Annotated in this window: 25 protein-coding genes and 1 riboswitch; of the genes, 12 read left to right on the top strand and 13 right to left on the bottom strand. The window is 70.8% G+C overall.

What is annotated here, in order from left to right; genetic code table 11:
* Positions 1-36: 36 nt before the first annotated feature.
* The 3 genes from leuE to OHS33_RS39850 all read right to left on the bottom strand — a co-directional run bounded on the left by leuE (position 37) and on the right by OHS33_RS39850 (position 2,796).
* Entirely contained in the window at positions 37-690 is a 654-nt protein-coding gene (gene leuE / locus OHS33_RS22260; protein WP_330332155.1) for a leucine efflux protein LeuE, read from the bottom strand.
* A gap of 42 nt (positions 691-732) precedes the next feature.
* The gene (locus OHS33_RS22255) at positions 733-2,355 is read right to left on the bottom strand and encodes an acyl-CoA mutase large subunit family protein (RefSeq protein ID WP_330332154.1); all 1,623 of its coding nucleotides are present in this window, start codon (positions 2,353-2,355) and stop codon (positions 733-735) included.
* A 183-nt stretch (positions 2,356-2,538) separates the two neighbouring features.
* Positions 2,539-2,796, bottom strand: coding sequence for a hypothetical protein (locus tag OHS33_RS39850; RefSeq protein WP_443065336.1), 258 nt, complete (start codon positions 2,794-2,796; stop codon positions 2,539-2,541).
* On the opposite strand from OHS33_RS39850, the gene OHS33_RS22250 reads away from it, so the two are divergent.
* Positions 2,783-3,400, top strand: a complete 618-nt coding sequence (locus OHS33_RS22250) for a L,D-transpeptidase family protein (protein ID WP_443065335.1) — start codon at positions 2,783-2,785, stop codon at positions 3,398-3,400. The two genes, OHS33_RS39850 and OHS33_RS22250, sit on opposite strands and share 14 nt — an antisense overlap.
* Positions 3,401-3,652: 252 nt before the next feature.
* Here the strand turns inward: OHS33_RS22250 and OHS33_RS22245 are convergent, their stop codons facing one another.
* Positions 3,653-4,687: a hypothetical protein gene (locus OHS33_RS22245; RefSeq protein WP_330332152.1), complete on the bottom strand. Its 1,035-nt coding sequence runs from the start codon at positions 4,685-4,687 to the stop codon at positions 3,653-3,655.
* A complete protein-coding gene (locus tag OHS33_RS22240; protein ID WP_330335148.1) occupies positions 4,687-5,535 on the bottom strand; it encodes an RNA polymerase sigma factor in 849 nt (282 codons plus the stop codon). The genes OHS33_RS22245 and OHS33_RS22240 overlap by 1 nt, the downstream gene beginning before the upstream one ends.
* A 358-nt stretch (positions 5,536-5,893) precedes the next feature.
* Here OHS33_RS22240 and OHS33_RS22235 point away from each other — a divergent pair, with 358 nt between their 5' ends.
* The 6 genes from OHS33_RS22235 (at position 5,894) to OHS33_RS22210 (ending at position 10,782) form a co-directional block, all read left to right on the top strand.
* Positions 5,894-6,466 carry a 2-oxo-4-hydroxy-4-carboxy-5-ureidoimidazoline decarboxylase gene (locus tag OHS33_RS22235; protein ID WP_443065459.1) on the top strand — a complete coding sequence of 191 codons (573 nt, stop codon included), beginning with the start codon at positions 5,894-5,896 and terminating at the stop codon, positions 6,464-6,466.
* 152 nt (positions 6,467-6,618) lie between these two features.
* Complete coding sequence (sdhC, locus tag OHS33_RS22230; protein ID WP_330332151.1) at positions 6,619-6,999, top strand: succinate dehydrogenase, cytochrome b556 subunit; 381 nt, start codon at positions 6,619-6,621, stop codon at positions 6,997-6,999.
* Between the two features lie 5 nt (positions 7,000-7,004).
* A complete protein-coding gene (locus tag OHS33_RS22225; protein WP_330332150.1) occupies positions 7,005-7,496 on the top strand; it encodes a succinate dehydrogenase hydrophobic membrane anchor subunit in 492 nt (163 codons plus the stop codon).
* A gap of 11 nt (positions 7,497-7,507) precedes the next feature.
* Positions 7,508-9,262 carry a succinate dehydrogenase flavoprotein subunit gene (gene sdhA, locus OHS33_RS22220; protein ID WP_330332149.1) on the top strand — a complete coding sequence of 585 codons (1,755 nt, stop codon included), beginning with the start codon at positions 7,508-7,510 and terminating at the stop codon, positions 9,260-9,262.
* Complete coding sequence (locus tag OHS33_RS22215; RefSeq protein ID WP_330332148.1) at positions 9,262-10,029, top strand: succinate dehydrogenase iron-sulfur subunit; 768 nt, start codon at positions 9,262-9,264, stop codon at positions 10,027-10,029. The genes sdhA and OHS33_RS22215 overlap by 1 nt, the downstream gene beginning before the upstream one ends.
* A gap of 189 nt (positions 10,030-10,218) precedes the next feature.
* Complete coding sequence (locus tag OHS33_RS22210) at positions 10,219-10,782, top strand: hypothetical protein (protein ID WP_330332147.1); 564 nt, start codon at positions 10,219-10,221, stop codon at positions 10,780-10,782.
* 27 nt (positions 10,783-10,809) lie between these two features.
* On the opposite strand, the gene OHS33_RS22205 is transcribed toward OHS33_RS22210, so the two are convergent.
* A complete protein-coding gene (locus OHS33_RS22205; RefSeq protein ID WP_330332146.1) occupies positions 10,810-12,087 on the bottom strand; it encodes a serine/threonine-protein kinase in 1,278 nt (425 codons plus the stop codon).
* A gap of 144 nt (positions 12,088-12,231) precedes the next feature.
* Between OHS33_RS22205 and OHS33_RS22200 the strand changes: the two genes are divergently transcribed.
* From OHS33_RS22200 to OHS33_RS22190, 3 genes are read left to right on the top strand one after another with little or no spacing between them, the layout of a single operon-like run.
* Positions 12,232-12,636, top strand: coding sequence for a hypothetical protein (locus OHS33_RS22200; RefSeq protein WP_330332145.1), 405 nt, complete (start codon positions 12,232-12,234; stop codon positions 12,634-12,636).
* A gap of 2 nt (positions 12,637-12,638) precedes the next feature.
* Positions 12,639-13,070 carry a thiol-disulfide oxidoreductase DCC family protein gene (locus OHS33_RS22195; RefSeq protein WP_330332144.1) on the top strand — a complete coding sequence of 144 codons (432 nt, stop codon included), beginning with the start codon at positions 12,639-12,641 and terminating at the stop codon, positions 13,068-13,070.
* Complete coding sequence (locus tag OHS33_RS22190; protein WP_443065334.1) at positions 13,052-13,849, top strand: TetR family transcriptional regulator; 798 nt, start codon at positions 13,052-13,054, stop codon at positions 13,847-13,849. The genes OHS33_RS22195 and OHS33_RS22190 overlap by 19 nt, the downstream gene beginning before the upstream one ends.
* Positions 13,850-13,892: 43 nt before the next feature.
* On the opposite strand, the gene OHS33_RS22185 is transcribed toward OHS33_RS22190, so the two are convergent.
* From OHS33_RS22185 to OHS33_RS22175, 3 genes are all read right to left on the bottom strand, one after another.
* Positions 13,893-15,449: an ABC transporter substrate-binding protein gene (locus OHS33_RS22185; protein ID WP_330335146.1), complete on the bottom strand. Its 1,557-nt coding sequence runs from the start codon at positions 15,447-15,449 to the stop codon at positions 13,893-13,895.
* Between the two features lie 134 nt (positions 15,450-15,583).
* Complete coding sequence (locus OHS33_RS22180) at positions 15,584-17,191, bottom strand: metallophosphoesterase (protein ID WP_443065458.1); 1,608 nt, start codon at positions 17,189-17,191, stop codon at positions 15,584-15,586.
* 5 nt (positions 17,192-17,196) lie between these two features.
* On the bottom strand, positions 17,197-17,463 hold the full coding sequence (locus OHS33_RS22175; protein WP_330332142.1) for an SCO4848 family membrane protein: 267 nt from the start codon (positions 17,461-17,463) through the stop codon (positions 17,197-17,199).
* A gap of 121 nt (positions 17,464-17,584) precedes the next feature.
* Here OHS33_RS22175 and OHS33_RS22170 point away from each other — a divergent pair, with 121 nt between their 5' ends.
* The gene (locus OHS33_RS22170) at positions 17,585-18,865 is read left to right on the top strand and encodes a D-alanyl-D-alanine carboxypeptidase family protein (RefSeq protein ID WP_330332141.1); all 1,281 of its coding nucleotides are present in this window, start codon (positions 17,585-17,587) and stop codon (positions 18,863-18,865) included.
* Here OHS33_RS22170 and OHS33_RS22165 read toward each other — a convergent pair.
* The 4 genes from OHS33_RS22165 to glyA form a co-directional block, all read right to left on the bottom strand.
* Positions 18,804-19,745, bottom strand: a complete 942-nt coding sequence (locus tag OHS33_RS22165) for a YihY/virulence factor BrkB family protein (protein WP_330332140.1) — start codon at positions 19,743-19,745, stop codon at positions 18,804-18,806. The genes OHS33_RS22170 and OHS33_RS22165 overlap by 62 nt on opposite strands.
* Positions 19,746-19,962: 217 nt before the next feature.
* Positions 19,963-20,550, bottom strand: a complete 588-nt coding sequence (locus OHS33_RS22160) for a 2'-5' RNA ligase family protein (RefSeq protein ID WP_330332139.1) — start codon at positions 20,548-20,550, stop codon at positions 19,963-19,965.
* A 160-nt stretch (positions 20,551-20,710) separates the two neighbouring features.
* Entirely contained in the window at positions 20,711-21,724 is a 1,014-nt protein-coding gene (gene trpS, locus OHS33_RS22155; protein ID WP_330332138.1) for a tryptophan--tRNA ligase, read from the bottom strand.
* A 375-nt stretch (positions 21,725-22,099) separates the two neighbouring features.
* Positions 22,100-23,368 (bottom strand): serine hydroxymethyltransferase, encoded by a 1,269-nt coding sequence (gene glyA, locus OHS33_RS22150; RefSeq protein ID WP_330332137.1) that lies wholly within the window; start codon positions 23,366-23,368, stop codon positions 22,100-22,102.
* 35 nt (positions 23,369-23,403) lie between these two features.
* Positions 23,404-23,494, bottom strand: a riboswitch (ZMP/ZTP riboswitch).
* A 110-nt stretch (positions 23,495-23,604) separates the two neighbouring features.
* Here glyA and rocD point away from each other — a divergent pair.
* Positions 23,605-24,849, top strand: a complete 1,245-nt coding sequence (gene rocD, locus OHS33_RS22145; RefSeq protein ID WP_330332136.1) for an ornithine--oxo-acid transaminase — start codon at positions 23,605-23,607, stop codon at positions 24,847-24,849.
* Positions 24,850-24,852: the final 3 nt, after the last annotated feature.

Here is a 24,852-nt window from a genome sequence, read left to right as displayed (position 1 = left end):
GGATAAGCCCTCCGGCTGAACGAACCGCTGCCGCCGTCAGCTCGTGGCGAGTTTCGCGGCGAACCCGAGGAAGAGGACTCCGGCCATGGAGGTGGCGCCGGCCGAGAGCCGGCGGCGTCGGGTGAAGGCCGCCGCGAGGCGGGTCCCGCCGAAGATCAGCGCCGTGAGGTACAGGAAGCTGCCCAGCTGGAGGAGCGAGCCGAGGAGCAGGAACGACAGGCCGCGGTAGGGGTACGCCGGGTCCACGAACTGCACGAAGAAGGACATCAGGAAAAGGATGGCCTTCGGGTTGAGCAGGCTGATCAGCAGCGCACGGCGGTACGGGCGTTCCGGACCCGAGGGATCGGACGGCGCGGGGGACGATTCCGCCTCCGGCTCCGCGCCCCGCGCCCGCCACAGCGCCCAGGCCCCCCGCAGCATCCCCACGGCCAGCCACGACAGGTACCCGGCCCCCAGCAGCTTCACCACGCCGAAGACCACCGGGCTGGTCTGGAGGAGCGAGGCCGCCCCCAGCGCCGCCAGCGTCATCAGCACGGTGTCCCCGGTCCACACCCCGGCGGCGGCCTTGTACCCGGTCCGTACGCCGCGCCGGGCGGCCACGGACAGGACGTACAGGGAGTTCGGGCCGGGCAGCAGGATGATCAGTGCGAGGCCGGCGAGGTAGGTCGGGAGGTCTATGACGCCATACATGTCCGGAGTGTCTCAGACTGGTGTGGCTCAGAGTCGACTGTCTCAAAACCCGGTGGCCGGAACATGGCGCCCCCAGACCTCCCGCAGCTCGTCGCACACCTCCCCCACCGTGGCCCGGGCCCGCAGCGCCTCCTTCATCGGGTACAGGACGTTCGCCCGGCCCGCCGCCGCCTCCCGCAGCCGGGCCAGCGCCGTGTCCACCGCCTCCTGGTCCCGCCCGGCCCGCAGCCGGGCGAGGCGCTCGCACTGGGCGGCTTCGAGCGCCGGGTCCACCCGCAGCGGCTCGTACGGTTCCTCCTCGTCCAGCGCGTAGCGATTGAGGCCCACCACCACCCGTTCGGCGCTGTCGGTCTCGCGCGCGATGCGGTAGGCGTTGTGTTCGATCTCGCCCTTCTGGAAGCCCCGCTCGATGGCGGCGACCGCCCCGCCCAGGTCTTCGATCCGCCCGAGCAGGGCCGCGGCCGCCGCCTCCAGGTCGTCCGTCATCCGCTCGACGACGTACGACCCGGCGAAGGGGTCGACGGTGTGCGCGATGTCCGTCTCGTACGCGAGGACCTGCTGGGTACGCAGTGCGAGCCGGGCCGATTTCGCCGTCGGCAGCGCGATCGCCTCGTCGTAGGCGTTCGTGTGGAGCGACTGCGTGCCGCCGAGGACCGCCGCCAGCCCCTGGACGGCGACCCGCACCAGGTTCACCTCCGGCTGCTGCGCGGTCAGCTGCACCCCGGCGGTCTGGGTGTGGAAGCGCAGCATCAGCGATTTCGGGTCCCGGGCGCCGAACTCCTCGCGCATGATCCGCGCCCACATCCGCCGGGCGGCCCGGAATTTGGCCACCTCCTCCAGCAGGGTGGTGCGGGCGACGAAGAAGAACGACAGCCGGGGCGCGAAGGCGTCGACGTCCATCCCGGCCCCGATGGCCGTACGGACGTACGCGATGCCGTCGGCGAGGGTGAAGGCGATCTCCTGCGCGGGCGAGGCCCCCGCTTCGGCCATGTGGTAGCCGGAGATGGAGATGGTGTTCCAGCGGGGGACCTCGTCCGCGCAGTAGCGGAAGGTGTCGGCGGTCAGCCGCAGCGAGGGCCCGGGCGGGAAGATGTAGGTCCCCCGCGCGATGTACTCCTTGAGCACGTCGTTCTGTACGGTCCCGGTCAGCCGGTCGGCCGCGATGCCCTGCTCCTCGGCGACCAGCTGGTACATCAGCAGCAGGAGCGCGGCGGGCGCGTTGATGGTCATCGAGGTGGAAACCCGGTCGAGCGGGATCCCGTCGAAGAGCACCCGCATGTCCTCGACGGAGTCGACGGCGACCCCGACCTTGCCGACTTCGCCGCGCGCGAGCGGCGCGTCGGAGTCGAGCCCCATCTGGGTGGGCAGGTCGAAGGCGACGGAGAGGCCGGTGGTGCCGTCGGCGATCAGCTGCCGGTAGCGGGCGTTCGACTCGGCGGCGGTGCCGAATCCGGCGTACTGGCGCATCGTCCAGGGCCTGCCGGTGTACATCGTGGGGTATACCCCCCGGGTGAACGGGTAGGCGCCGGGTTCACCGAGGCGCTCCGCCGGATCCCACCCCGCCAGGGCCTCGGGCCCGTACACGGGCTCGATCGGCAGCCCGCTCTCGGTGTGGGGCCGTTCGGTGTGGGGCGGTTCGGTATGGGGTCGTTCGGTGTGCGCCATGGCCCGGACTCCTTCGTGGAAGGGACGGGGGCGCGCCTGGTAAAACGTCACCGCAGCGGCCTCCGGTCACAAGTGCGCAACATCCCGGGAGCGTCCGCAACTATCCACGCCCGCGCGGCATCGTGTAGTTACACGTCGTAAGAACCGGGGGACTGCCATGCACCGTCTGAACCGTCTGAAGCCTCAGAGAGCCGCGATCCGCACGCTCGGAGTGGCCGCCGCGGTGGCCCTCGCCGCCACCGCCACCGCCTGCGGGCCGCAGAAGTCGACGGGGGCCGGCTCCCCGTCCCCCGCGGCCTCGGCCTCGTCGTCGGCCCAGGACAACAAGCCGGGCGACGCCTCGCCCTCGGGCTCGCCGTCCGCTTCCGCTTCGGCGTCCGCTTCCTCCTCGGCTTCCGCGTCCCCGGCCTCGCAGGCGAAGTACCTGATGGCGGAGGGCACGGAGGACGATCAGGTGCGCGAGCTGCAGGCGCGGCTCAAGCAGCTCGGCATGTTCAGTGCGACGCCCACCGGTTTCTACGGTTCCAAGACGATCGCCGCGGTCAAGGCCTTCCAGTCGAAGTACCAGCTGACCGCGTCCGGCTCGGTGGACGACGCCACCTGGAAGAAGGTCCAGAGCGTCAGCAAGAAGCCCACCACCGAGGAGCTGTCGCCGACGACGAACCAGGTCGACACTCCGGACCCGCGCTGCATGACGGGCCGGGTGATGTGCATCAGCAAGGAGAGCCGCACCCTGGCCTGGATGATCGACGGCAAGATCGTGTCCACCATGGACGTGCGCTTCGGCTCGGAGAACACCCCGACCCGTGAGGGCGAGTTCTCGGTGGGCTGGAAGTCGAAGGACTGGGTCTCGACGATCTACCACACGCCGATGCCGTACTCGATGTTCTTCAGCGAGGGCCAGGCCGTGCACTACTCGTCGGACTTCGCCGCCCGGGGCTACGCGGGGGCCTCGCACGGCTGCGTGAACGTACGCGACAAGGCGAAGCTGTCGGCGCTCTACGACCAGGTGAAGGTCGGCGACAAGGTCGTCGTCTACTGGTGAGCAGTGGACGGCCAGCGAGAAGGTCGGCTTAAGAGGCGCGGGCAGGGCCGGGGGAACGAACCCCGCCCGCGCCAGGTTGCGCAGAGCCCAGGGGTACGGGGGGAACCCCGGCTCATGCGCGGCCGATGACCAGTCGGCTCACTTGTTACTGCGCCGACGGATCGAAAAGTGTTACAGCCAGGTCAGAGGCTGTTTCGGCGAGCGCGTTCCGGCATGTTTCCGCACGCTTCCGCGAGCGCGTTCCGCCGTGTTTCAGCGGCGCAGGCGCAGGCCCAGCGAGCCCGTCACGCCGGAGGGGCTCCCGGCGCCCGGACCGGGGACGGGCGCCGAGTCCGTCGGGCCGGTGCTCTTCGGCGGGGGGGCCGGCGTGCCGTCGAGCAGGTCCTCGCAGTAGCCCTTGACCTTCTGGCGGCCCTTGGCCAGCAGGTTGAGCCGGTTCTCCCGGTCCCCGGTCAGCCGGCCGGAGCGGTAGTCGCGGCACAGGTCCGCCGCACCGCGCAGCGTGTCGTGGATCTCGCCCTCGGCACCGCCCTCGGTCGTGCCGAAGTGCTCGCGGTTGTCCGAGCCGGTACCGGTGCCGGTGCCCGCGGCGGCGCCCGTACCGCCCGCCCCGCCGTTGTTCGCGCCGCCCGCCGCCGCGCCGGTGGCGCCCGGGGTGGTCCGGCCGTCCGGGCCCGGGGTGCGCGCGCCGCCGGTGCCGAAGAGGTCGCCGCCGCTCGGCGGCAGCGGCCGCCGGGACGCCCCGGTGCTCGGCTCGGCGGTGCCGCCGACCGGCTCCGGGGTGACGTCGGAGGTGATCTCGGCGGTGGGCAGCGGGCTCGCGTTCAGGTGCAGGGCGCGGTCGAACAGGCCGGTGCCCGCGGCGGTGGCGACACCGCCGATGGCCACGCCGGCCACGGCGGCCGCGAGGCCGAGGCGCCATGCGGCGGCCCGGCGCGGGGCGCGCCCGCGCGCGGCCCCGTGCGCGGCCCCGTGCGCGGCAATGGTGGGTACGGGGACGATGGCGACCAGCGGCTCCTCGGCGGCGGCCGCAGCCGCGGCGCCAACCCCCACGGCAGCGGTGGCCCGAGCCGGGTGCGCCGCGCGGAAGGCTGCCAGGGCGGCGGCCTCCCCGGGCAGTTCCGTCGCGGCGGCCGCGCGGAGGTCGGGCGTCAGGGCGTCGAGGGCGTCGCGCAGCCGGGCGGCGTCCGCCTGTGCGCGGAGGTCACCCCGCGGATCCAACGGTTCGCCGCGCAGCAGTCTGTCCGCCGCGGCTTTGTCCAGCCACCTGGTGCGATCGTCGGCCATCACATGTCCTTCTGCGTCCGCCAACGTGAATGCGTCACACCGGTTCGCTCCGCCAGTCCCCCGAACCGGCCGCGCTGGGCGGGTACGGCGTCCAGATCCCGCACGTCACCGGCGCCCCCGGAGCCCCCGGAGCCACCGCGGCCGCCGGTCTGGCCTGGACCATTATTCCCGAGCCGGGTGCCGCGCCGGGCGCCCGCCCCCGCTTCGGCTTCCGCTTCGGCCTCCGCTTCCGCACCCGAACCCGACCCGGACCCCGAACCCGATCCCGATCCCGCCGCGGTGTCCGTTTCGTTTTCGTTTTCGTTCACGATGAGTTCCGCGAGCCGCTTGAGCCCCCGGTGCGCCGCCGTCCGTACCGCGCCGGGCCGCTTGCCCAGAGTTTCGGCGGCGGTCTTGGCGTCGAGGCCGACGACCACGCGCAGCACCACGGCCTCCGCCTGGTCCTGCGGGAGCTGGGCGATCAGCGCCATGGTGCGGCCGGTGGAGAGGGCTTCCATGGCCTGGCCCGCGGTGTCGTAGTCGGCGGCGTGGCCGCTGAGTTCGCTCTCGTCGCCGCCGATGGCGGGGCGGCGGCCGCGCATCCGGATGTGGTCGAGGGCGCGGTTGCGCGCGATGCGGGCGGCCCAGCCGCGGAAGCGGTCGGCGTCGCCCGTGAAGGAGTCCAGGTCGCGGGATATCTGCAGCCAGGCCTCGGAGGTCACGTCCTCGGCGTCGCCGTCTCCGACGAGCGTGCGGACATACCCCAGCAGGCGCGGGTGCACAGCGCGGTACACAGTCCGGAACGCGCTCTCATCGCCGTCCTGTGCCGCGAGCACCGCGGCGGTCAGCTCCGCGTCGTCCCCCAGCAAAGTCCCCAACCCGTTCACTGTCCTGTACGTCTGGCGCAAATCAGCACGTTACGGCGTGTCGGGGCTCTCGTCCACGCGTTGTACAACCTGCAACCAATCGTGCGCGAAGCGAGGTGTGACACAAAACGCACCGGAGGCGCTGACAGGGGTACGGGCTTGTCGCACGAGCCCGTAACGGATGGCGGCCGGGGCCTCTCCTGTGGGGGGTGGCGGTCTCGGCCGCCTTCCCCGTCTCGACCCGTCCCACTCTCCTCCTTTCGGCTCTCTTCCGGGTGAAATCCGCGGTTGGGTACGTGCATCACGGCGCCGCGTCGATAGCGTGGCGTGACACCCCCACCGCACACCGAGGAGCCCCACGCTGTCCAGCCCCCTTCCGGCGCAGGTCCGCGGCAGCGCGCTGGCGCGCTTCAACGCGGCGCCGGCCGAGTCCGCCCGGGAGGCCCTGCTGCGCTGCTGCGGCAGCGACCGCTGGGCGCACCGGGTGGCCGAGCACCGCCCGTACCCGGATCTGGACGCGCTGCTGGCCGCCGCCGACGAGGCGGCGTACGACCTGCGGCAGCGGGACCTGGCCGAGGCGCTCGCCCTGGAGTCCTCCGCGGAGCTCGACCGCGACGCGCCGTACGCCGCCCACCTCGCGCTCGGCGCGGCGCACGCGGAGTACGAGCGGAAGTTCGGGCACGCCTTCGTCATCTGCCTCGACGGGCACCCGGCCGACGAGCACGCGCATCAGGTGCTGGCCGCGATCCGGCGGCGGATGGCGCACGAGGTGGACGAGGAACGGGCCACCGCGGCCGACGAACTGCGCCGGGTGGCGCGCTCGCGACTCGCCCGGCTCGTGGGATTCCTCCACATGCCGGACGGAAGGGGCACCGCGGTCGGCGGAACCAGCGATGACGCGCCTGAATTGGGGCGTTTCGCTCCTGTGGGATAGTCCGTCCGTGCCTGTTTGATCACACCGATGGCCCCCGCGCAAGGGAACCGACAAAGCGTCGCTACGATGTCCGGGGCCGGAGGACCGTACCCGGCCGGGCCCGACCGACAAAGAAGCCGGCTGGCCCCCGCCCCGCTTCCGGAGGGTTTTCCGTGCCGGCTGGAACGTTGTACCGCGGCCGGGAAGGAATGTGGTCCTGGGTGGCTCATCGAGTCACCGGCGTCCTCATTTTCTTCTTCCTGTTCGTACACGTCCTCGACACCGCTCTCGTCCGCGTCTCTCCCGAGGCGTACGACGATGTCGTGGCTACCTACAAGACTCCGATCGTCGCGCTGATGGAGTACGGCCTCGTCGCCGCAATCCTGTTCCACGCGCTCAACGGTCTCCGTGTCATCGCCGTGGACTTCTGGTCCAAGGGCCCCCGCTACCAGAAGCAGATGCTCTGGTCCGTGGTGGGCGTTTGGGTCGTGCTGATGGCCGGGGCCGTGTACCCCGTGCTGCACCACGCCTACCTCGAACTGTTCGGGAAGTGACGGGCATGTCTTCTGACACTTCTGCCGCCCAGGGCATCAGCGACGTGGAGAGCGTGAGCCTCTACGACGTCGACAACCCGGCGCCGTACATCGAGGCCCCGCGCAAGCGGACCGGCAAGACGCCCCGCTCGACCCGCGGCAACTTCGAGATGGTCGCGTGGCTCTTCATGCGCCTCTCGGGCATCGTCCTGGTCGTGCTGGTCATCGGCCACCTGCTCATCCAGCTGGTGCTGGACGGCGGCGTCTCCAAGATCGGCTTCGCCTTCGTGGCGGGCCGCTGGGCCTCGCCGTTCTGGCAGGGCTGGGACCTGCTGATGCTGTGGCTGGCGATGCTGCACGGCTCCAACGGTCTGCGTACCGTCATCAACGACTACGCGGAGCGCGCCAACACGCGGCTGTGGCTGAAGGGCCTGCTCTACACCGCCACGGTGTTCACCATCCTTCTGGGCACGCTGGTGATCTTCACCTTCGACCCGAACATCCGCGGCATGGGCTGAGGCGAATCCTGATGAAGATCCACAAGTACGACACCGTCATCGTCGGCGCCGGCGGCGCGGGCATGCGCGCGGCCATCGAGTCGACGAAGCGCAGCCGCACCGCGGTGCTCACGAAGCTGTACCCGACCCGCTCCCACACGGGCGCCGCGCAGGGCGGCATGGCCGCCGCGCTGGCCAACGTGGAGGACGACAACTGGGAGTGGCACACCTTCGACACGGTCAAGGGCGGTGACTACCTGGTCGACCAGGACGCCGCCGAGATCCTGGCGAAGGAGGCCATCGACGCGGTCCTCGACCTGGAGAAGATGGGCCTGCCGTTCAACCGCACCCCGGACGGCACCATCGACCAGCGCCGCTTCGGCGGTCACTCCCGCAACCACGGCGAGGCGCCGGTCCGCCGGTCCTGCTACGCCGCGGACCGCACCGGTCACATGATCCTCCAGACGCTGTACCAGAACTGCGTCAAGGAGGGCGTGGAGTTCTTCAACGAGTTCTACGTCCTGGACCAGCTCCTGGTCGAGGAGGACGGCGTCCAGAAGTCGGCCGGCGTCGTCGCGTACGAGCTGGCCACGGGCGAGATCCACGTCTTCCAGGCGAAGTCCGTCATCTACGCCTCCGGCGGCACGGGCAAGTTCTTCAAGGTGACCTCCAACGCGCACACCCTCACCGGTGACGGCCAGGCGGCCTGCTACCGGCGCGGTCTGCCGCTGGAGGACATGGAGTTCTTCCAGTTCCACCCGACGGGCATCTGGCGCATGGGCATCCTGCTGACGGAGGGCGCCCGTGGTGAGGGCGGCATCCTCCGCAACAAGGACGGCGAGCGCTTCATGGAGAAGTACGCGCCGGTCATGAAGGACCTCGCGTCCCGTGACGTCGTCTCGCGCTCCATCTACACCGAGATCCGTGAGGGCCGCGGCTGCGGTCCGGCCGGTGACCACGTGTACCTGGACCTGACGCACCTCCCGCCGGAGCAGCTGGACGCCAAGCTGCCCGACATCACGGAGTTCGCGCGTACGTACCTGGGCATCGAGCCCTACACGGACCCGATCCCGATCCAGCCCACCGCGCACTACGCCATGGGCGGCATCCCGACCAACGTCGAGGGTGAGGTCCTGTCGGACAACACCACCGTCGTCCCGGGTCTGTACGCGGCCGGCGAGGTCGCCTGCGTCTCCGTGCACGGCGCCAACCGCCTGGGCACCAACTCGCTGCTGGACATCAACGTCTTCGGCAAGCGCTCGGGCATCGCGGCGGCCAAGTACGCGGCCGAGAACGACTACGCCGAGCTGCCGGAGAACCCGGCCCAGCAGGTGATCGACCAGGTCGAGCGGCTGCGCAACTCCACGGGCAAGGAGCGGGTCGCCGACCTGCGCCTGGAGCTCCAGGAGACGATGGACGCCTGCGTGATGGTGTTCCGCACCGAGCAGACGATCAAGACCGCGGTCGAGAAGATCGCGGAGCTGCGCGAGCGCTACCTGAACGTGTCCGTCCAGGACAAGGGCAAGCGGTTCAACACGGACCTGCTGGAGGCCATCGAGCTGGGCAACCTGCTCGACCTGGCCGAGGTCATGGCCGTCTCGGCCCTGGCGCGCAAGGAGTCCCGCGGCGGTCACTACCGCGAGGACTACCCGAACCGCGACGACGTCAACTTCATGCGCCACACCATGGCGTACCGCGAGGTCGGCGATGACGGCAAGGACTCCGTCCGGCTGGACTACAAGCCCGTCGTCGTCACCCGCTACCAGCCGATGGAGCGTAAGTACTGATGGCCACCCCGACCATGTCCAAGACGGACGAGATGGAAGCGGCGGCCGCGGCCTCCCCGTTCATCACGGTCACGTTCCGGATCCGGCGCTTCAACCCCGAGATCTCGGACGAGTCGACCTGGCAGGACTACCAGATCGAGATCGACCCGAAGGAGCGCGTGCTCGACGGTCTCCACAAGATCAAGTGGGACCTCGACGGCACGCTGACCTTCCGGCGGTCCTGCGCGCACGGCATCTGCGGCTCCGACGCGATGCGGATCAACGGCAAGAACAGGCTCGCCTGCAAGACGCTGATCAAGGACATCAACCCGGAGAAGCCCATCACCGTCGAGGCCATCAAGGGCCTCACGGTGATGAAGGACCTCATCGTCGACATGGAGCCCTTCTTCCAGGCGTACCGGGACGTCATGCCGTTCCTGGTCACCAAGGGCAACGAGCCGACGCGCGAGCGCCTGCAGTCCGCCGAGGACCGCGAGCGCTTCGACGACACCACCAAGTGCATCCTGTGCGCCGCGTGCACGTCCTCGTGCCCGGTGTTCTGGAACGACGGCCAGTACTTCGGCCCGGCGGCGATCGTCAACGCGCACCGCTTCATCTTCGACTCGCGTGACGAGGCCGGGGAGCAGCGCCTGGAGATCCTGAACGACAAGGACGGCGTGTGGCGCTGCCGCACGACCTTCAACTGCACCGACGCGTGCCCCCGCGGCATCGAGGTCACGAAGGCCATCCAGGAAGTCAAGCGGGCGCTCATCACCCGTCGCTTCTAGCCTTCTTGACGCGCCTCTCGCACGGCTCGGCCCTGGCGGGCCTCCCCGGCTTCGAGGCACAGCGCCGGACTCCGTCCGCCGGTCTCTCCTGAGGCCGGCGGGCCGCGAAGGCCCCGCCCCCGGATTCGTTCCGGGAGCGGGGCCTTCGTCTTGGGACCGGCGGGCGGGGACTGTGGAAAGATCGGCCGTATGAGTGAGCAGCAGCCGAACCCGTACGCAGGCGAGCCCGGGCAGGGTGGACAGGGCGAGCCCAAGTGGGGGCCCGGCAATCCCGGGTACGGATACCCCGCGCCCGGCAGTCCCGGGTACGGGTACCCCCCGCCTTCCGACGTCCCGCCCCCGCCGTACCAGCAGCCCACCATCGGCGGCGCGGGCATGCCGTACACGGCGCCCGCCATGGGGGCTCCGGGGATGGCGTCCTTCGGCATCGGGGACATCACCATCGCCGGGGACCAGATCATCACCCCGAGCGGTCCCATGCCGCTCAAGGGCGCGATGTGGAACGCCACGGACTTCTCCCGCACCGAGGAGAAGATCCCCACCTCGTCCGTCGTGCTCGCGATCGTCTTCGCCGTCTTCTGCCTGCTCGGTCTGCTCTTCCTCCTGATGAAGGAGAAGGTCACCACGGGCTACATCCAGGTGACGGTCACCAGCGGCGGCCGCCACCACGCCACGATGATCCCGGCGACCGACATGAACACCTTCCCCTGGGTGATGAACCAGCTCAACTACGCCCGCTCGCTCAGCATCTGACGGCTGTCGCCACGGCTACGGCCACGACTACGGCTTGGCCAGCAGGTAGATCCCGCTGATCAGCACGGCCACGACGTGGAACAGCCAGGCGACGGCCGTGAGGAGTTCGTAGAGCAGGGTGATCGGGCCGGTGATGCGTCGGCGGCGGTTCGCGCCGCCGAACCAGACGCAGGCGATGCCCGCCAGCCCCAGGGCCAGGTTCACCCGCACCGGTGGATGGCCGCCGCTGAACGTCAGGCTGACGATCAGCCAGCCGAGCAGGTACGAGAGCACCAGCAGCAGGAACTTGACCGTCTTGCGCGACGGGCGGGGCCGGGTGCCCAGGGTGCGCAGGGCGCCCCTCAGGGCGCCCTGCAGGCTTCCCTCCGGGGGCGGGGCCGCCCGGACCGGCCGCGTCGGCTCCACGGCCAGGGCGGAGATCCGTACGACATCGGTCGGCGGATGTGAGCGGGCCGCCGCCAGGGCCGCCGCGCGCATGGTCGCCGCGTCCGGGAAACGGTCCTCGGGGCGCTTGGCCAGCGCCGTGGTCAGCAGCCCCTGGACGGGCGCCGGTACGCCGATGCCGGCCGAGGCCAGCGTCGGCGGCTCGGCGTGGACGTGCAGGTAGCCGATGGCGTATCCGGAGTCGGCTTCGAACGGGACCCGTCCGGCCAGCATCTGGAAGAGCACGATCCCCAGCGAGTAGAGGTCGGAGCGACCGTCGACGCCCCGCTGTCCCTCGACCTGCTCCGGGGACATGTAGGGCGGGGTGCCGATGGCCGTGCCGGTCCGGGTGAGGGCGGTCGCACCGGTCTCGGCGGTCGCGGCGATGCCGAAGTCGGCGACCTTGGCCGTGCCGTCCCCGGTCAGCAGGACGTTGGCCGGCTTGATGTCCCGGTGCACCAGCCCGCGCGCGTGGGCGGCGGCCAGCGCGGCGAGCATCTGGGCGGCCAGGTCGAGGGCTTCGGCGACCGGGAGGGGTCCGCGCTCGCGCAGGTGGTCGGCGAGGCTGCGGCCGGGGATCAGTTCCATGACGATGAAGGGGACGGGCGCTCCCCCGCCGGGTCCGGGTTCCTCGCCGGTGTCGTGGACGGCCACGACGTTCGGGTGGCTCAGCGCGGCCATCGCCTGCGCCTCGCGCCGGAACCGGGCCGTCCAGCCGGGGTCGTGCGGGAGGTCGGCGCGCATCGCCTTGAGCGCGACGGTGCGCGCGAGCCGTTCGTCGTGGGCGCGGTAGACCTGGGCCATCCCGCCGCCCCCGAGTAACCCCTCTATGCGGTACCGGCCCTGGGCCACGGTCGCGCCGGTCTCGAACAAGTCCCCCATGTGCGGATGGTAAGTCAGCCCACCTCGCGCCGCACCGCTCTTGAACTCGCACGGCTCTTGAACTCGCACAGTGCTTGAACATGTTCAAAATCGGGTCTAGAGTCATCCACGTCAGCAATTGAACGTGTTCAAGGAGTCGGGGCCATGGATCTCACCGTCGTCACCTATGTCATCTACCTGCTGGTCAGCGTCGGTCTGACCGTCTGGGTGGCCCGCACCCTCACCCGCAACGGCCGCATCTTCATCGCCGACGTCCTCCAGGGCAACGAGAAGCTGGCCGACGCCGTCAACCACCTGCTGGTCGTCGGGTTCTACCTGGTCAACCTCGGCTTCGTGGCCCTCTACCTGCAAGCCGACCAAGCCGTCACCGAGGCCCGCGGCATCTTCGAGGCCCTCTCGGTCAAGCTCGGCGTCGTCCTGCTCGTCCTCGGCGTCATGCACCTCGGCAACGTGTGGGTGCTCAACAAGATCCGCCGCCGGAGCATCATGGAGCGCCAGCAGACCCCGCCGGTCGCGCCCCAGGCGTGGACCGCCCCGGCCGGAGTCTGACCGTGACGACCGCCGGCGGCCCGGGTGGGCCCGTACACAAGCTCGTCGTGCTCTACGACGCCCAGTGCGCGCTGTGCGTGCACATCAGGACCTGGCTGCTGAGCCAGCCCTGCCTGGTCCCCATCGCACTGATCCCCGCCGGGTCGGAGGGCGCCCGGTACCGCTTCCCCCGCCTCGACCACGCCGCGACGCTCCGCGAGATCACCGTGATCGGCGACCGCGGTCAGGTGTGGACCGGAACCGACGCCTTCATCGTGGCCCTGTGGGCCCTCGCCGAGCACCGGCCGAAGGCCAACTGGCTGGCCACGGCGGCCGGACGGCCCTTCGCCCGGGCCACGATGCTCGCGGCGGCGGCGTGGCGCGGGGCCGTCTCGCCCTCCCGGGGCCGCGGCTCCGAGGTGGTCTGTGACGACCAATGCGCCGTACCCCGATAAGGTCGGACACCGTGACTGATCAGAAGGCTCCCAAGAGCGAACAGACCCGCACGCTGATCCTCGAAACCGCGCTCAAGCTGTTCCAGGAGCGCGGTTACGACAAGACGACCATGCGGGGCATCGCCAAGGAGGCCGGAGTCTCGGTGGGCAACGCCTACTACTACTTCGAGTCCAAGGAACACCTGGTCCAGGGCTTCTACGACCGGATCGGCCACTCCCACCAGAGCGCCGTCCGGCCGATCCTGGACCACGAGACCGACCTCCAGACGCGGCTCGCGGGGGTCTTCACGAGCTGGCTCGACATCGCCGAGCCCTTCCACGAGTTCGCCGCCCAGTTCTTCAAGAACGCGGCGGACCCCGAAAGTCCGCTCAGCCCGTTCTCGGCCGAATCGGAGCCCGCCCGGCGGCAGGCGATCGAGATGCACCGGGAAGTCCTGGCCGGGGCGAAGACCAAGGTGCCCGAGGAACTGGCCGACGTACTCCCGGAGCTGATGTGGCTCTCGCAGATGGGACTCGTCCTCTACTGGGTCTTCGACCGCTCGGAGAACAGCGAGAAGACCCGGCGGCTGGCCGAGCGCGGCGCGCAGCTGACCACCCGTGGGATCGTGCTGGCCCGCTTCCGGGTGCTGCGGCCGCTCGTGCGCGAACTCCACGGACTCTTCTCGGACTTCCTCCCCGGCATGGCCCAGGCGGCCGCCACGAAGAAGACGTCCCGGTTCGCCAAGTCGGACAAGAAAACGGACAAGAAGACGGAAACGCGGGAGGCGTCGGACGGCTGAGCCGTCCGACGCCTCCCGCGCCGACCCGTGAAACCCGGGGCGCTTACAGCCAGTTCAGCTCCCACAGGCGCCACACGCCCGTGCCGTCGGAGAGGTACTGCGCCCCGGTGACGGCCTCACGGGAGAGGACGTAGTCCTTCTTCTGCCAGATCGGCAGCATCGGGATCTGCTGGGCGACGACCCGCTGGAGCTCGCGGAAGTCGTTCGCCGCCTCACCGCGGTTCGAGAAGGACTGGGTACGGGTGATCAGGTCGCCCACCGTCTTGTCGGCGAAGCCGTTGTTCATGCTGGAGTCGGCGCCGACGAGCGGGGCGGTGAAGTTGTCCGCGTCGGGGAAGTCGGGGATCCAGCCGATCGTGTAGGCGTCGAACTTGCCCGCCGCGTAGTCCTGCTGGAAGTCCTCCCACACCGGCACGGCCTCGGTCTGCACCTGGAAGAGGCCCGAGGACTCCAGCTGCTTCTTGATCTCGGCGGCCTCGGGGACGTTCGCACCGCGCACGTTGAACCCGAGCTTGAAGGTGACGGGCGTGCTGATGTCGGCGTCCTTGAGGATCTTCTTCGCGGTCGCGGCGTTCGGCGACGGGTAGGCGTCGAAGAACGGCGTGCTGTGCCCCGCGATGCCCGACGGGACGATGGAGTACAGCGGGGTGACCGTCCCCTTGTACGTGTCCCCCGCGATCTTGGACCGGTCCAGCAGCGCGGCGATCGCCTGCCGGACGGGCTGCTTCGCCGTCTGCGAGCCCTGGCGGACGTTGAAGACCATGCTGCGGGTCTCGGTGCCGCCGGACTCCTGGTAGCGGGTGTCCTGGAGGCTCGGGTTCAGGGCCGCCAGCATCTCCGGGGGCATGTCCCGGTGGGCGACCTGGATCCCGTGGTCCTTCCAGGCCGCGTTCAGCGTCTCGGAGTCCTTGAAGTACTTCACCGTGACGGCCGACTTGGCCGGCTTGACCGCGCCCGTGTAGGCCGGGTTCGGCTTCAGCTCGGCGCTCGCGCCCTCCTTGTAGGCGCCCAGCACGTACGGCCCGGAGCCGTCCACCTTGCCGTCCTCGCGCAGCGCCTTCGCCGGGTACTTGTCCTTGTCCACGATCGCGGCGGCGCCCGTCGCGACCTTGAAGGGGAAGGTGGCGTCGCGGGCGGAGAGATTGAAGGTGACCGTCCTCCCCTCGGCCTTGACCGACTCCAGCGTGTTGAACAGCGGGGCCGGGCCCTGCTTCGACTTGATCGCCCTGATCCGGTCGAAGGAGAACTTCACGTCCTCGGCCGTGATCGCGCGCCCGTTGGAGAACTTCACGTCGGTGCGCAGCTCGCACTGGTACGTGGTGAGCTTCGCCCCGATGAACTTGCAGGCCGTGGCCGCGTCCGGGACGGGCACGTCCGAGCCCGGCTTGATGGTCAGCAGCGACTGGTAGACGTTGCTGTACAGGGCCCAGGAACCGGCGTCGTACGCCCCGGCCGGGTCCAGCGAGGACACCGCGTCGGTGGTACCCACCGTGATCGCGCCATGTCCGGCGGCGTCCGAGGGCATCAGCACCCAGGCCCCCGCGCCGACGACACCCAGGACCAGCCCGGCCGCGATGATCTTAGAGCGGACAGACCGCAGCATCCCTGAACTCCTCATTGCCCACCCCGCGCCGGGCCGCGTGTCCGCCACTGGCGCATGTTTATCCGATTACCGGTCACCCAATCACGGAAAATTCGGGGGTGGAAGGGCGTTTCAATGCCGGTTCCGACGAATTATGTCTGGTATGAGGCGAGTTGCACGACGGTGATGTCAGAGGGTGCACCGACCCTCACGGGCGGTCCCCATGCACCTGCCCCCCGGGACACATAAAGCTGAGTGTCGCCGTATCTTTCCAGCCCCGCAACGGTCGGGTTGGCGAGTTCCGCGAGGTAGTTTCCCGGCCACAGCTGACCGCCGTGCGTGTGGCCCGAGAGCTGGAGGTCCACCCCGTGGCGGACCGCGTCGTGGATCACGATCGGCTGGTGGGCGAGGAGCACGGCCGTACGGTGGGCGCGGTCGCGGCCGCCCAGCGCCTTGTCGAAGTCCGGGCCCTGCCCCTCGCTCTCGCCCGCGACGTCGTTGACGCCCGCGAGGTCGAAGTACGGCAGCTCCTGGCGGGCGTTCTCCAGCGGGTGCAGCCCCAGCTCACGGACGTGGTCCACCCACTGCCGGGCGCCCGAGAAGTACTCGTGGTTGCCGGTGACGAAGAAGCTGCCGTGCCGGGCGGTGAGCCGGGACAGTGGCTCGGCGGCCGTTCCGAGGTCGTGGACCGAGCCGTCCACGAGGTCGCCGACGACCGCGATCAGGTCGGGCTGGGTGGCGTTGACGGCGTCGACGATGCGGGTGGTGTGGGCGCGGCCGAGGATGGGGCCGAGGTGGATGTCACTGACGACGGCGATCCGGAAGCCGTGGGCTGCGCGGGGCAGTTTGGCGAGGGGGACGGTCACGCGCTTGACCTTCGGGCCGCGCAGGACGCCGTACGTGCCGTAGCCGACCGTGCCCCCGGCCGCGGCCACCGCCGCCCCGGCCAGCGCCCGCGCGACGAACACCCGCCGCGAGGTCCCCTCCGCCTCCGCCTCCGCCTCCGGCAGGGCTGAATGCGCCGACGCAGCCATATCCGCGCGTGCGACTCGCGGAGCCTCCGGCGGCGCCTCAATCGCCGGCGGGGCTGGATTTGCGGCCCCGGCCACATCCACGCGTGCCGCTCGCCGGGCCTCCGGCGGCGCCTCAAACGCCGGCGAGGCTGGATTTGGCCGGCCCTGGGTCGGCGAACCCGCGGGATGCCGCGCAGCGGCATTTTCAGGCCCGCCGGCACGTTCAGCCCCGCCCGCACGTGCAGCCCTGGCGACATTTTCAGCCTCGCCGGCGTTTGAGGCGCCGCCGGAGGCCGGAGCGGCCGCGCCCGAAAAGGCTGTCCCGCCGCCTCCGGCCCCGTCGGCGGTTGAGGCCCGGGCGGGCGCGCCGGAAGAGGGCGCCTCGGCATCCCCAGCCCCGCCGGCGATTGAGGCGCCGCCGGAGGCGGGAGCGCTCCCGCTCTTACCGCGGAGCAGGAGTAGGCGGGCCGGTTCGGCCAGGAGCATGGCCAGGGTGAGGTACAGCAGGACGGCCAGCCACATGAAGCCCGGCCACGCCACCACCCGCTGCGCCCAGAACGGCGCCCCCGCCCGCCCCGCGACCAGGGCCGCCACCGACAGCAGCGGCAGCGCGAACGCGCACGTGGTGAGCAGCCGGCGCGGCCACCCGCCCGGGGCGGTCGTGTCGCGGACGAGGCGGACCCACAGCCAGCGGTGCACGAGGACGAGGAGGGCGAGGACCGCGAGGACGGCCAGGGCGACGACCAGGATGGTCACGCCGCGTCCGCAGGATCCTGGCGTGATGCGCGCCGCAGCGCCCGCACGCCACGCAACCCGATGATCCCTACACCCGTCCCCAGGAGAAAGGACGTGATGGCGAGCAGCAGGTGCACCCAGAAGTACGCGGTGGGTTCACCGGCGGCGTCGAAGGCCAGTCCACTGCCGTCCTTCCATAGGTTCCGGACGAAAGACACCCAGATGAACCAGCTCCACACCCCGAAGGCGAGCAGGAACCAGGATGCGGCGCGGCTGAGTCTCATGGGCCCAGTATCGGTTCCGTCCCCGGGACGGACGCGTCGGGGTGGGCTGTCCCGGCGGTGGTTGCGGCGGGTTGGCCGTACCGCGGCCGCGGATACGGCAATGCGATGTACGTTCTCGTCCGTGTCTGCCAAAAAGACCGCGCTGACGGTCCTCTCCGCCGTGCTGCTGCTGCCCGCCCTGGCCGTGGCCCCCGCGTACGCCGTCACTCCCCCGCCCACTCCCCCGCCCTCGCCCACTCCGTCCCCGGACGGAAAGGGCGGCAAGGCTCCCGTGAAGGCGCCCGCGCCGCCCGCGGGGATGTCCCAGGTCGGCGGCAGTCTGCTGGGCCTGCCGGGGCCGCAGGTCAATCTGCTGCCGGGCGCGCCCGCGCTGCCCACGAACCTGACGGGGCGTTCGTGGATCGTGGCCGACGCGGAGACCGGCGAGGTGCTGGCGGCGCAGAACGCGCACTGGCGGCTGCCCCCGGCCTCCACCCTGAAGATGCTGTTCGCGGACACCGTGCTGCCCTCGCTGCCCAAGGAGCAGGTGCACAAGGTCAGTCAGCAGGAGCTGTCCGGGATGGGCGCGGGCAGCAGCCTGGTCGGGGTGAAGGAGGACCTGGAGTACACCGTGCACGACCTGTGGCTCGGGGTGTTCCTGAAGTCCGGCAACGACGCCGTGCACGTGCTGTCGTCGATGAACGGCGGCGTGGAGAAGACCGTCAAGGACATGCAGGCGCACGCCGAGGAGCTGCAGGCCCTCGACACGCACGTGATCTCCCCCGACGGCTACGACGCCCCGGAGCAGGTGTCCAGTGCGTACGACCTGACGCTCTTCGCCCGCTCCGGACTGCAGAAGAAGGACTTCCGGGAGTACGCGGCCACGGCGAGCGCGAAGTTCCCGGGCGAGCAGAAGCCGGGCCAGCCGCGCGACAGCTTCGAGATCCAGAACACCAACCGGCTGATGACGGGCGCCGGGGGCGTCAGCCCGTACAAGGGCATCGCGGGGGTGAAGAACGGCAACACGACCATGGCCGGGTCCACCTTCACGGGGGTCGCCCAGCGCGGTGACAAGAAGCTGCTGGTGACCGTGATGAACCCGAGCGCGGGCGGCCTCAACGGGGTCTACGAGGAGACCGCGACCCTCTTCGACTGGGGTTTCGCGGCGGCCGGGAAGGTGAAGCCGGTCGGTGAGCTGGTGCCGCCGAAGAGCGCGGACACCTCCGGGGTCGGCTCCCCCGCCCAGTCGCACGAGAACAATCCGGCGGCGGCGGGCAAGGAGAGCGGCAGCGGCGGGCTCGGTATCGCGCTCGGCATCGCGGGCGGTGTGGTGGCGGCCCTGGCGGCCGGGGCGTTCGTGATCAACCGGCGCTGGCCGCGGGGCCAGCGGGCGCGCCGCGGGGAGGGCGGGGAGCCGAGCTGACCTCCGCGCCGTCCGCGCCGTCCACGTCGAGATCGTCGCGGGTCGCCGTCCAGGCGGCGCAGAAGAGCAGCAGCTTCGCGGTGAAGTTGATCCAGAGCAGCAGGGCGATGGGCACGCCGAAGGCCCCGTACATGCTCTTGGCGGCGACCTCCCGCATGTAGCCGCTGAGCAGCAGTTTCAGCAGTTCGAAGCCGGCCGCGCCGAGGAGGGCCGCCTGGAGCAGGCGGCGGCGCGGCGGCTGGACCCCCGGCAGCAGGGTCAGCACGTACAGCAGGAGCAGGAAGGCGGCGAGGACGCCGACGGCGAAGGCGCCGCCGCGCAGTACGGCGCCGCCGCCGCCGTGCTCGGGGATGCCCAGCCACTTCCCGAAGCGGCCGACCGCGCTGGAGCCGATGATGGAGGCGGCGGCCGAGCCGAGGGCCGCGCCGCCGAGGCCGATCAGGACGAGGGCGTCCTTGCCCTTGCGGACGAACGGGTTCCCGTCGTCCTCGTCGTCCTTGTCCCAGACCGCGCGCAGACAGCCGCGCATGGAGCCGACCCATCCGATGCCGGTGAAGAGCAGGATCCCGGCGGCGACGAGGCCGACCGTGCCCGCGTTGGCGACCAGCGCGTCGATGTCGAGCTGGTCGGAGATCCCGGGCACCTGCTTGGCCAGGTTGGCCTCCAGCCGGCTCAGCTGGTCCTGGGTGAGCAGCGCCGCGCCGACGGCGGCGGCGACCGTGATGAGCGGGAAGAGCGCGAGGAAGCTGATGAAGGTGATGGCGGCGGCGAGTCTGCTCCAGCGCACCCGGTCCAGGCGCTCGTACGAACGCCAGGCATGGGTCCGCATGAGGCGGCTCACCAGGGGCCCGATCAGGGGGAGTTTCGTCAGCCAGTCCATGGGGTCACCGTAATTCAGCGTCCCGAAATAGCCGGGATTGCCGCTTTTGGGCGCTACGGTCGTCGATTGTGACTTTTCGCACCGCGGCCACGAACCGCCCGTTCCGCTACCTGCTCCTGCGCACGCTCCGATTCCGTACGCTGCTCGCCCTGCGCCCGCTGCGCCCGGTCGGCCGGGAGCGGGGACGGGGACAGAGCCACGGGCAGGGCCGGGCGGGTCAGGCGCGGTGTGCGGTCGGCTCGTCGACCGGGGAACCGGCCTGCGCCGGAACCCCCGTCGGGCCCGTCCCGAACGGGTACTCGCGCAGCTTGCGCCAGACCCCGTCGGAGCCCTGCTCGTAGAGCGCGAAGCCCGCGCAGACCCACTCCGCGTCATAGTCGGCGAGGGACTCGAAGGCCAGGTCCATCGCCTCCTCGGAGATCCCGTGGGCGACCGTGACGTGCGGGTGGTACGGGAAGGCCAGCTCGCGGCTGACCGGGCCGCCGGAGTCGCGCACCTGGCCCTGGAGCCGGGTGCAGCCCGCGGCGCCCTCGACGACCTTCACGAAGACCACGGGCGAGAGCGGCCGGAAGGTCCCGGTGCCCGCGAGCCGCATCACGAAGGGGCGGAAGGCCGCCGCGACCTCGGCCAGGTGGGCCCGGATCGCCGGCAGCCGGTCCCCGTCCACCTCGGTCGGCGGCACGAGCGTGACGTGCGTGGGGATGCCGTGCGCGGCAGCGTCCCCGAAGCCGGCGCGCCGCTGCTGGAGCTGGCTGCCGTACGGCTCCGGGACCGCGATCGAAACGCCGAGCGTTACGGTCCCCACGTATGTCTCCTCGGTGGTCTGAAGGTGGTCGTCCGGATGCGTCTGTGCGCCGCCTGGGCATCGCCTGGGCGTGGTCTGTGCGAGATGTCCCGCCCCCAGTGTGAGGGCAGGTCATCCAAACGGCCAGAGTCGCAGGTCCCGGCGCTCCGGGGGCCCGTCGTCAGGGCTTCGCGGGCAGGAAACCGAGCCGGTCGTAGGCGTTCGCCAGGGTCTCGGAGGCGACCGCGCGGGCCTTGTGCGCACCCTTGGCGAGGATGGCGTCCAGCGTCGCCGGATCGTCCAGGTACTCCTGGGTGCGCTGCTTGAACGGCGTGACGAAATCGACCATGACCTCGGCCAGGTCGGTCTTCAGCGCGCCGTAGCCCTTGCCCTCGTACTTCTCCTCCAGGACGGGGATCGCCGTACCCGTGAGGGTGGAGTAGATCGTGAGCAGGTTGCTGACGCCGGGCTTCTTCTCGGCGTCGAAGCGGATCTCGGCCTCGGTGTCGGTGACCGCGCTCTTGATCTTCTTCTCGGTGGCCTTGGGCTCGTCGAGGAGGTTGATCAGACCCTTGGGGGTGGACGCGGACTTCGACATCTTGATCGCCGGGTCCTGGAGGTCGTAGATCTTCGCGACCTCCTTGACGATGTGGGCGGCCGGGACGGTGAAGGTCTGCCCGAAGCGCTGGTTGAAGCGCTCGGCCAGGTCGCGGGTCAGCTCGATGTGCTGGCGCTGGTCCTCGCCGACCGGGACGGAATTCGCCTGGTACAGCAGGATGTCGGCGACCTGCAGGATCGGGTACGTGAACAGGCCGACCGTGGCGTTGTTCGCGCCCGACTTCGCGGACTTGTCCTTGAACTGGGTCATCCGGCTGGCCTCGCCGAAGCCGGTGATGCAGTTCATGACCCAGCCGAGCTGCGCGTGCTCGGGCACGTGGCTCTGGACGAAGAGGGTGCAGCGCTCGGGGTCGAGCCCGGCGGCGAGCAGCTGGGCGGCGGAGAGCCGCGTATTGGCGCGCAGTTCCTTCGGATCCTGCGGCATGGTGATCGCGTGCAGGTCGACGACCATGTAGAAGGCGTCGTGGGATTCCTGCAGGGCGACGTACTGCCGGATCGCTCCGAGGTAGTTCCCGAGGTGGAACGAACCGGAGGTCGGCTGGATACCGGAGAGCGCGCGGGGACGATCAGAGGCCATGGCCCCATTCTCTCAGGTGCGGGGGTGGTCTTCGGCCCCCGCTGGCCGGATCCGGGCTGCCGGCCGCTGTGCGCGGAGCTGGGCGGCGGTCCGGTGCCGGTGCGGGGGCGGGCGTCACCTTCCGTACCCGCTCGTATCCGGTCGGCTTGATCTTGCGCGAATCAAGCGACCGCTTTCCGGCCGTGCGGGCCACTCCCCGACTCCGGCCGCGGCCGCTCGTCCCCTCCGGGGGCGCCTCAAACGCCGGCGGGGCTGAATTCGCTGCCCATGCAGCTCACGTGCCGCTGGTTGTGGCGCCCCACAGGCCCGCCATCCCAGCCTCGCCGGCGTTTGAGGCGCCCCCGGAGGGCCCCCGGAGGGCCCACCGGGCGGTGGTCAGGAGACCGGGAGGCCCGGGGCCGGGAAGGCGGACGTCAGGGAGGTCACCTCGGCGCGGATCGCGGAAAGCGCGGCCTCGTCACCGGCGGCCCCGGCCGTGACCCCGCGCGCGATCCAGTCCGCGACCACCGGCATGTGCTCCGGCCGCAGCCCCCGCGAGGTCAGCGACGGCGTCCCGATCCGCACCCCCGAGGGATCGAACGGCTTGCGCGCGTCGAACGGCACCGTGTTGTAGTTCACGACGATCCCCGCCCGGTCCAGCGCCTTGGCCGCCACCTTCCCCGGCACGCCCCGCGAGGTCAGGTCCATCAGGATCAGGTGGTTGTCGGTACCGCCCGACACCAGGTCGAAGCCCCGCTCCAGCAGCGCCGCCGCGAGCGCCTTCGCATTGGCGACCACCCCGTGCGCGTACGACACGAACCCCGGCTGCGCCGCCTCGTGCAGGGCGACCGCGATGCCCGCCGTGGTCTGGTTGTGCGGCCCGCCCTGGAGCCCGGGGAAGACCGCCTTGTCGATGGCCTTCGCGTGCTCCTCGCGGCACATCAGCATCGCCCCGCGCGGCCCGCGCAGGGTCTTGTGCGTGGTGGTGGAGACGACGTCCACGTGCTCGGCCGGGCTGGGGTGCGCGCCGCCCGCGATCAGGCCCGCGATGTGCGCGACGTCGGCCACCAGCACCGACCCGGCCTCCTTCGCGATCTCGGCGAAGGCGGCGAAGTCGATGGTCCGGGGCAGCGCGGTGCCACCGCAGAAGATGACCTTCGGCCGCTCCTTGAGGGCCAGGTCACGGACCTCGTCGAAGTCGATCAAGCCGGTGTCCCGGCGGACGCCGTAGCGCACGCCCCGGAACCACGTCCCGGTCGCGGAGACGCCCCACCCGTGGGTCAGGTGCCCGCCCATCGGCAGGGCCATGCCCATAACGGTGTCGCCGGGCTTGGCGAAGGCCAGGTAGACGGCCAGGTTGGCCGGGGATCCGGAGTACGGCTGGACGTTGGCGTGGTCCACGCCGAACAGGCCCTTGGCCCGCTCGATCGCGAGGGCCTCGATGCGGTCGATGTTCTGCTGGCCCTCGTAGTAGCGGCGGCCCGGGTACCCCTCGCTGTACTTGTTCTGCAGCACGGTGCCCGACGCTTCGAGCACCGCCGCGGACACGTAGTTCTCGCTGGGGATCAGGCGCAGGGTGTCGGCCTGGAGCTGTTCCTCCGCCGTGACGAACGAGGCGAGTTCGGGGTCGGTCGCGAAAAGGGCGGGGTGGCGGCTCGCGGACATGGCGGCTCCTCCGGGGTCGATGTCAGATCTCGTCCCCGCGAGGCCCAGGCGAGCGGCCTTTGATGCGGTCGTGCGCGCACGACTCCCCCGGAGTTGGTTCTCCGTACGCCAGTCGCCGTGCGTGCCGCCAGCTTAGCGGCCGCGCCACGTTCGAGGTTTCCCCGTCCGGATCGCGAGCGAGATAGACAATGACGCCACCCTCGTCACTTGTCCCGCACGGACGAAACGGAGACCCCGTGTCGACTCAGATCGATGCCAAGAGCGATGCCCAGAGCCATGCCGCCACTTCGGCCGCGATCAGCGCCGCCGACGCGCACAGCGCGCACAACTACCATCCGCTCCCCGTCGTCGTCGCCTCGGCGGAGGGCGCCTGGATGACCGACGTGGAGGGCAAGCGCTACCTCGACATGCTCGCGGGCTATTCGGCCCTCAACTTCGGCCACGGCAACCGGCGGCTGATCGACGCCGCGAAAGAGCAGCTGGAGCGGGTCACCCTCACCTCGCGCGCCTTCCACCACGACCGCTTCGCCGACTTCTGCCGCGAGCTGGCCGAGCTGTGCGGCAAGGAGATGGTGCTGCCGATGAACACGGGCGCGGAGGCGGTGGAGACCGCCGTGAAGACCGCCCGCAAGTGGGGTTACGAGGTCAAGGGCGTCCCCGACGGCCAGGCCAGGATCATCGTCGCGTCCAACAACTTCCACGGCCGTACGACGACCATCGTGTCCTTCTCCACCGACCCCGAGGCCCGCGACCACTACGGGCCCTACACGCCCGGCTTCGACATCGTCCCCTACGGCGACCTCGACGCCCTCGCGGCGGCCCTCACCGACACCACCGTCGCCGTGCTGCTGGAGCCGATCCAGGGGGAGGCGGGCGTACTGGTGCCGCCGCCGGGCTACCTGAAGGCCGTACGGGAGCTGACGCGCGAGCGGAACGTGCTGTTCATGGCCGACGAGATCCAGTCGGGCCTCGGCCGGACCGGGAAGACCTTCGCCCTGGACCACGAGGGCGTCGTACCGGACCTCTACATCCTGGGGAAGGCGCTCGGCGGCGGCGTCGTGCCGGTGTCGGCGGTGGTCGCCGACCGGGACGTGCTCGGCGTGTTCCACCCCGGCGAGCACGGCTCCACCTTCGGCGGCAACCCGCTGGCCTGCGCGGTCGCCCTGGAGGTGATCGCGATGCTGCGCACCGGCGAGTACCAGCAGCGCGCCACCGAACTCGGCGACCACCTGCACCGGGAGCTGGGGCTGCTGGTGGGCGGCGGCGCGGTGACCGCCGTGCGCGGGCGCGGGCTGTGGGCCGGGGTCGACATCGACCCGTCGCTCGGCACGGGCCGGGAGATCTCCGAGAAGCTGATGGCGCGGGGGGTCCTGGTCAAGGACACCCACGGGTCGACGATCCGGATCGCACCGCCGCTGGTCATCAGCAAGGAGGACCTGGACTGGGGCCTCGACCAACTGCGCGCGGTCCTGTCCGCGTAACGG

It is taken from the genome of Streptomyces sp. NBC_00536 (assembly GCF_036346295.1).
GTDB lineage: Bacteria > Actinomycetota > Actinomycetes > Streptomycetales > Streptomycetaceae > Streptomyces.
The sequence above is the reverse complement of the archived record's forward strand: the minus strand, read 5'-3'. Positions and strand labels throughout refer to the sequence as shown.

Excerpts from the sequence above, each read along its gene's own strand:
- leuE (WP_330332155.1), bottom strand. The coding sequence starts at position 690 with ATGTATGGCGTCATAGACCTCCCGACCTACCTCGCCGGCCTCGCACTG.
- OHS33_RS22255 (WP_330332154.1), bottom strand. The coding sequence starts at position 2,355 with ATGGCGCACACCGAACGACCCCATACCGAACCGCCCCACACCGAACGG.
- OHS33_RS22250 (WP_443065335.1), top strand. The coding sequence starts at position 2,783 with ATGGCGGAGGGCACGGAGGACGATCAGGTGCGCGAGCTGCAGGCGCGG.
- OHS33_RS22245 (WP_330332152.1), bottom strand. The coding sequence starts at position 4,687 with ATGGCCGACGATCGCACCAGGTGGCTGGACAAAGCCGCGGCGGACAGA.
- OHS33_RS22225 (WP_330332150.1), top strand. The coding sequence starts at position 7,005 with ATGTCTTCTGACACTTCTGCCGCCCAGGGCATCAGCGACGTGGAGAGC.
- sdhA (WP_330332149.1), top strand. The coding sequence starts at position 7,508 with ATGAAGATCCACAAGTACGACACCGTCATCGTCGGCGCCGGCGGCGCG.
- OHS33_RS22215 (WP_330332148.1), top strand. The coding sequence starts at position 9,262 with ATGGCCACCCCGACCATGTCCAAGACGGACGAGATGGAAGCGGCGGCC.
- OHS33_RS22210 (WP_330332147.1), top strand. The coding sequence starts at position 10,219 with ATGAGTGAGCAGCAGCCGAACCCGTACGCAGGCGAGCCCGGGCAGGGT.
- OHS33_RS22205 (WP_330332146.1), bottom strand. The coding sequence starts at position 12,087 with ATGGGGGACTTGTTCGAGACCGGCGCGACCGTGGCCCAGGGCCGGTAC.
- OHS33_RS22200 (WP_330332145.1), top strand. The coding sequence starts at position 12,232 with ATGGATCTCACCGTCGTCACCTATGTCATCTACCTGCTGGTCAGCGTC.
- OHS33_RS22190 (WP_443065334.1), top strand. The coding sequence starts at position 13,052 with ATGCGCCGTACCCCGATAAGGTCGGACACCGTGACTGATCAGAAGGCT.
- OHS33_RS22175 (WP_330332142.1), bottom strand. The coding sequence starts at position 17,463 with ATGAGACTCAGCCGCGCCGCATCCTGGTTCCTGCTCGCCTTCGGGGTG.
- OHS33_RS22165 (WP_330332140.1), bottom strand. The coding sequence starts at position 19,745 with ATGGACTGGCTGACGAAACTCCCCCTGATCGGGCCCCTGGTGAGCCGC.
- trpS (WP_330332138.1), bottom strand. The coding sequence starts at position 21,724 with ATGGCCTCTGATCGTCCCCGCGCGCTCTCCGGTATCCAGCCGACCTCC.
- glyA (WP_330332137.1), bottom strand. The coding sequence starts at position 23,368 with ATGTCCGCGAGCCGCCACCCCGCCCTTTTCGCGACCGACCCCGAACTC.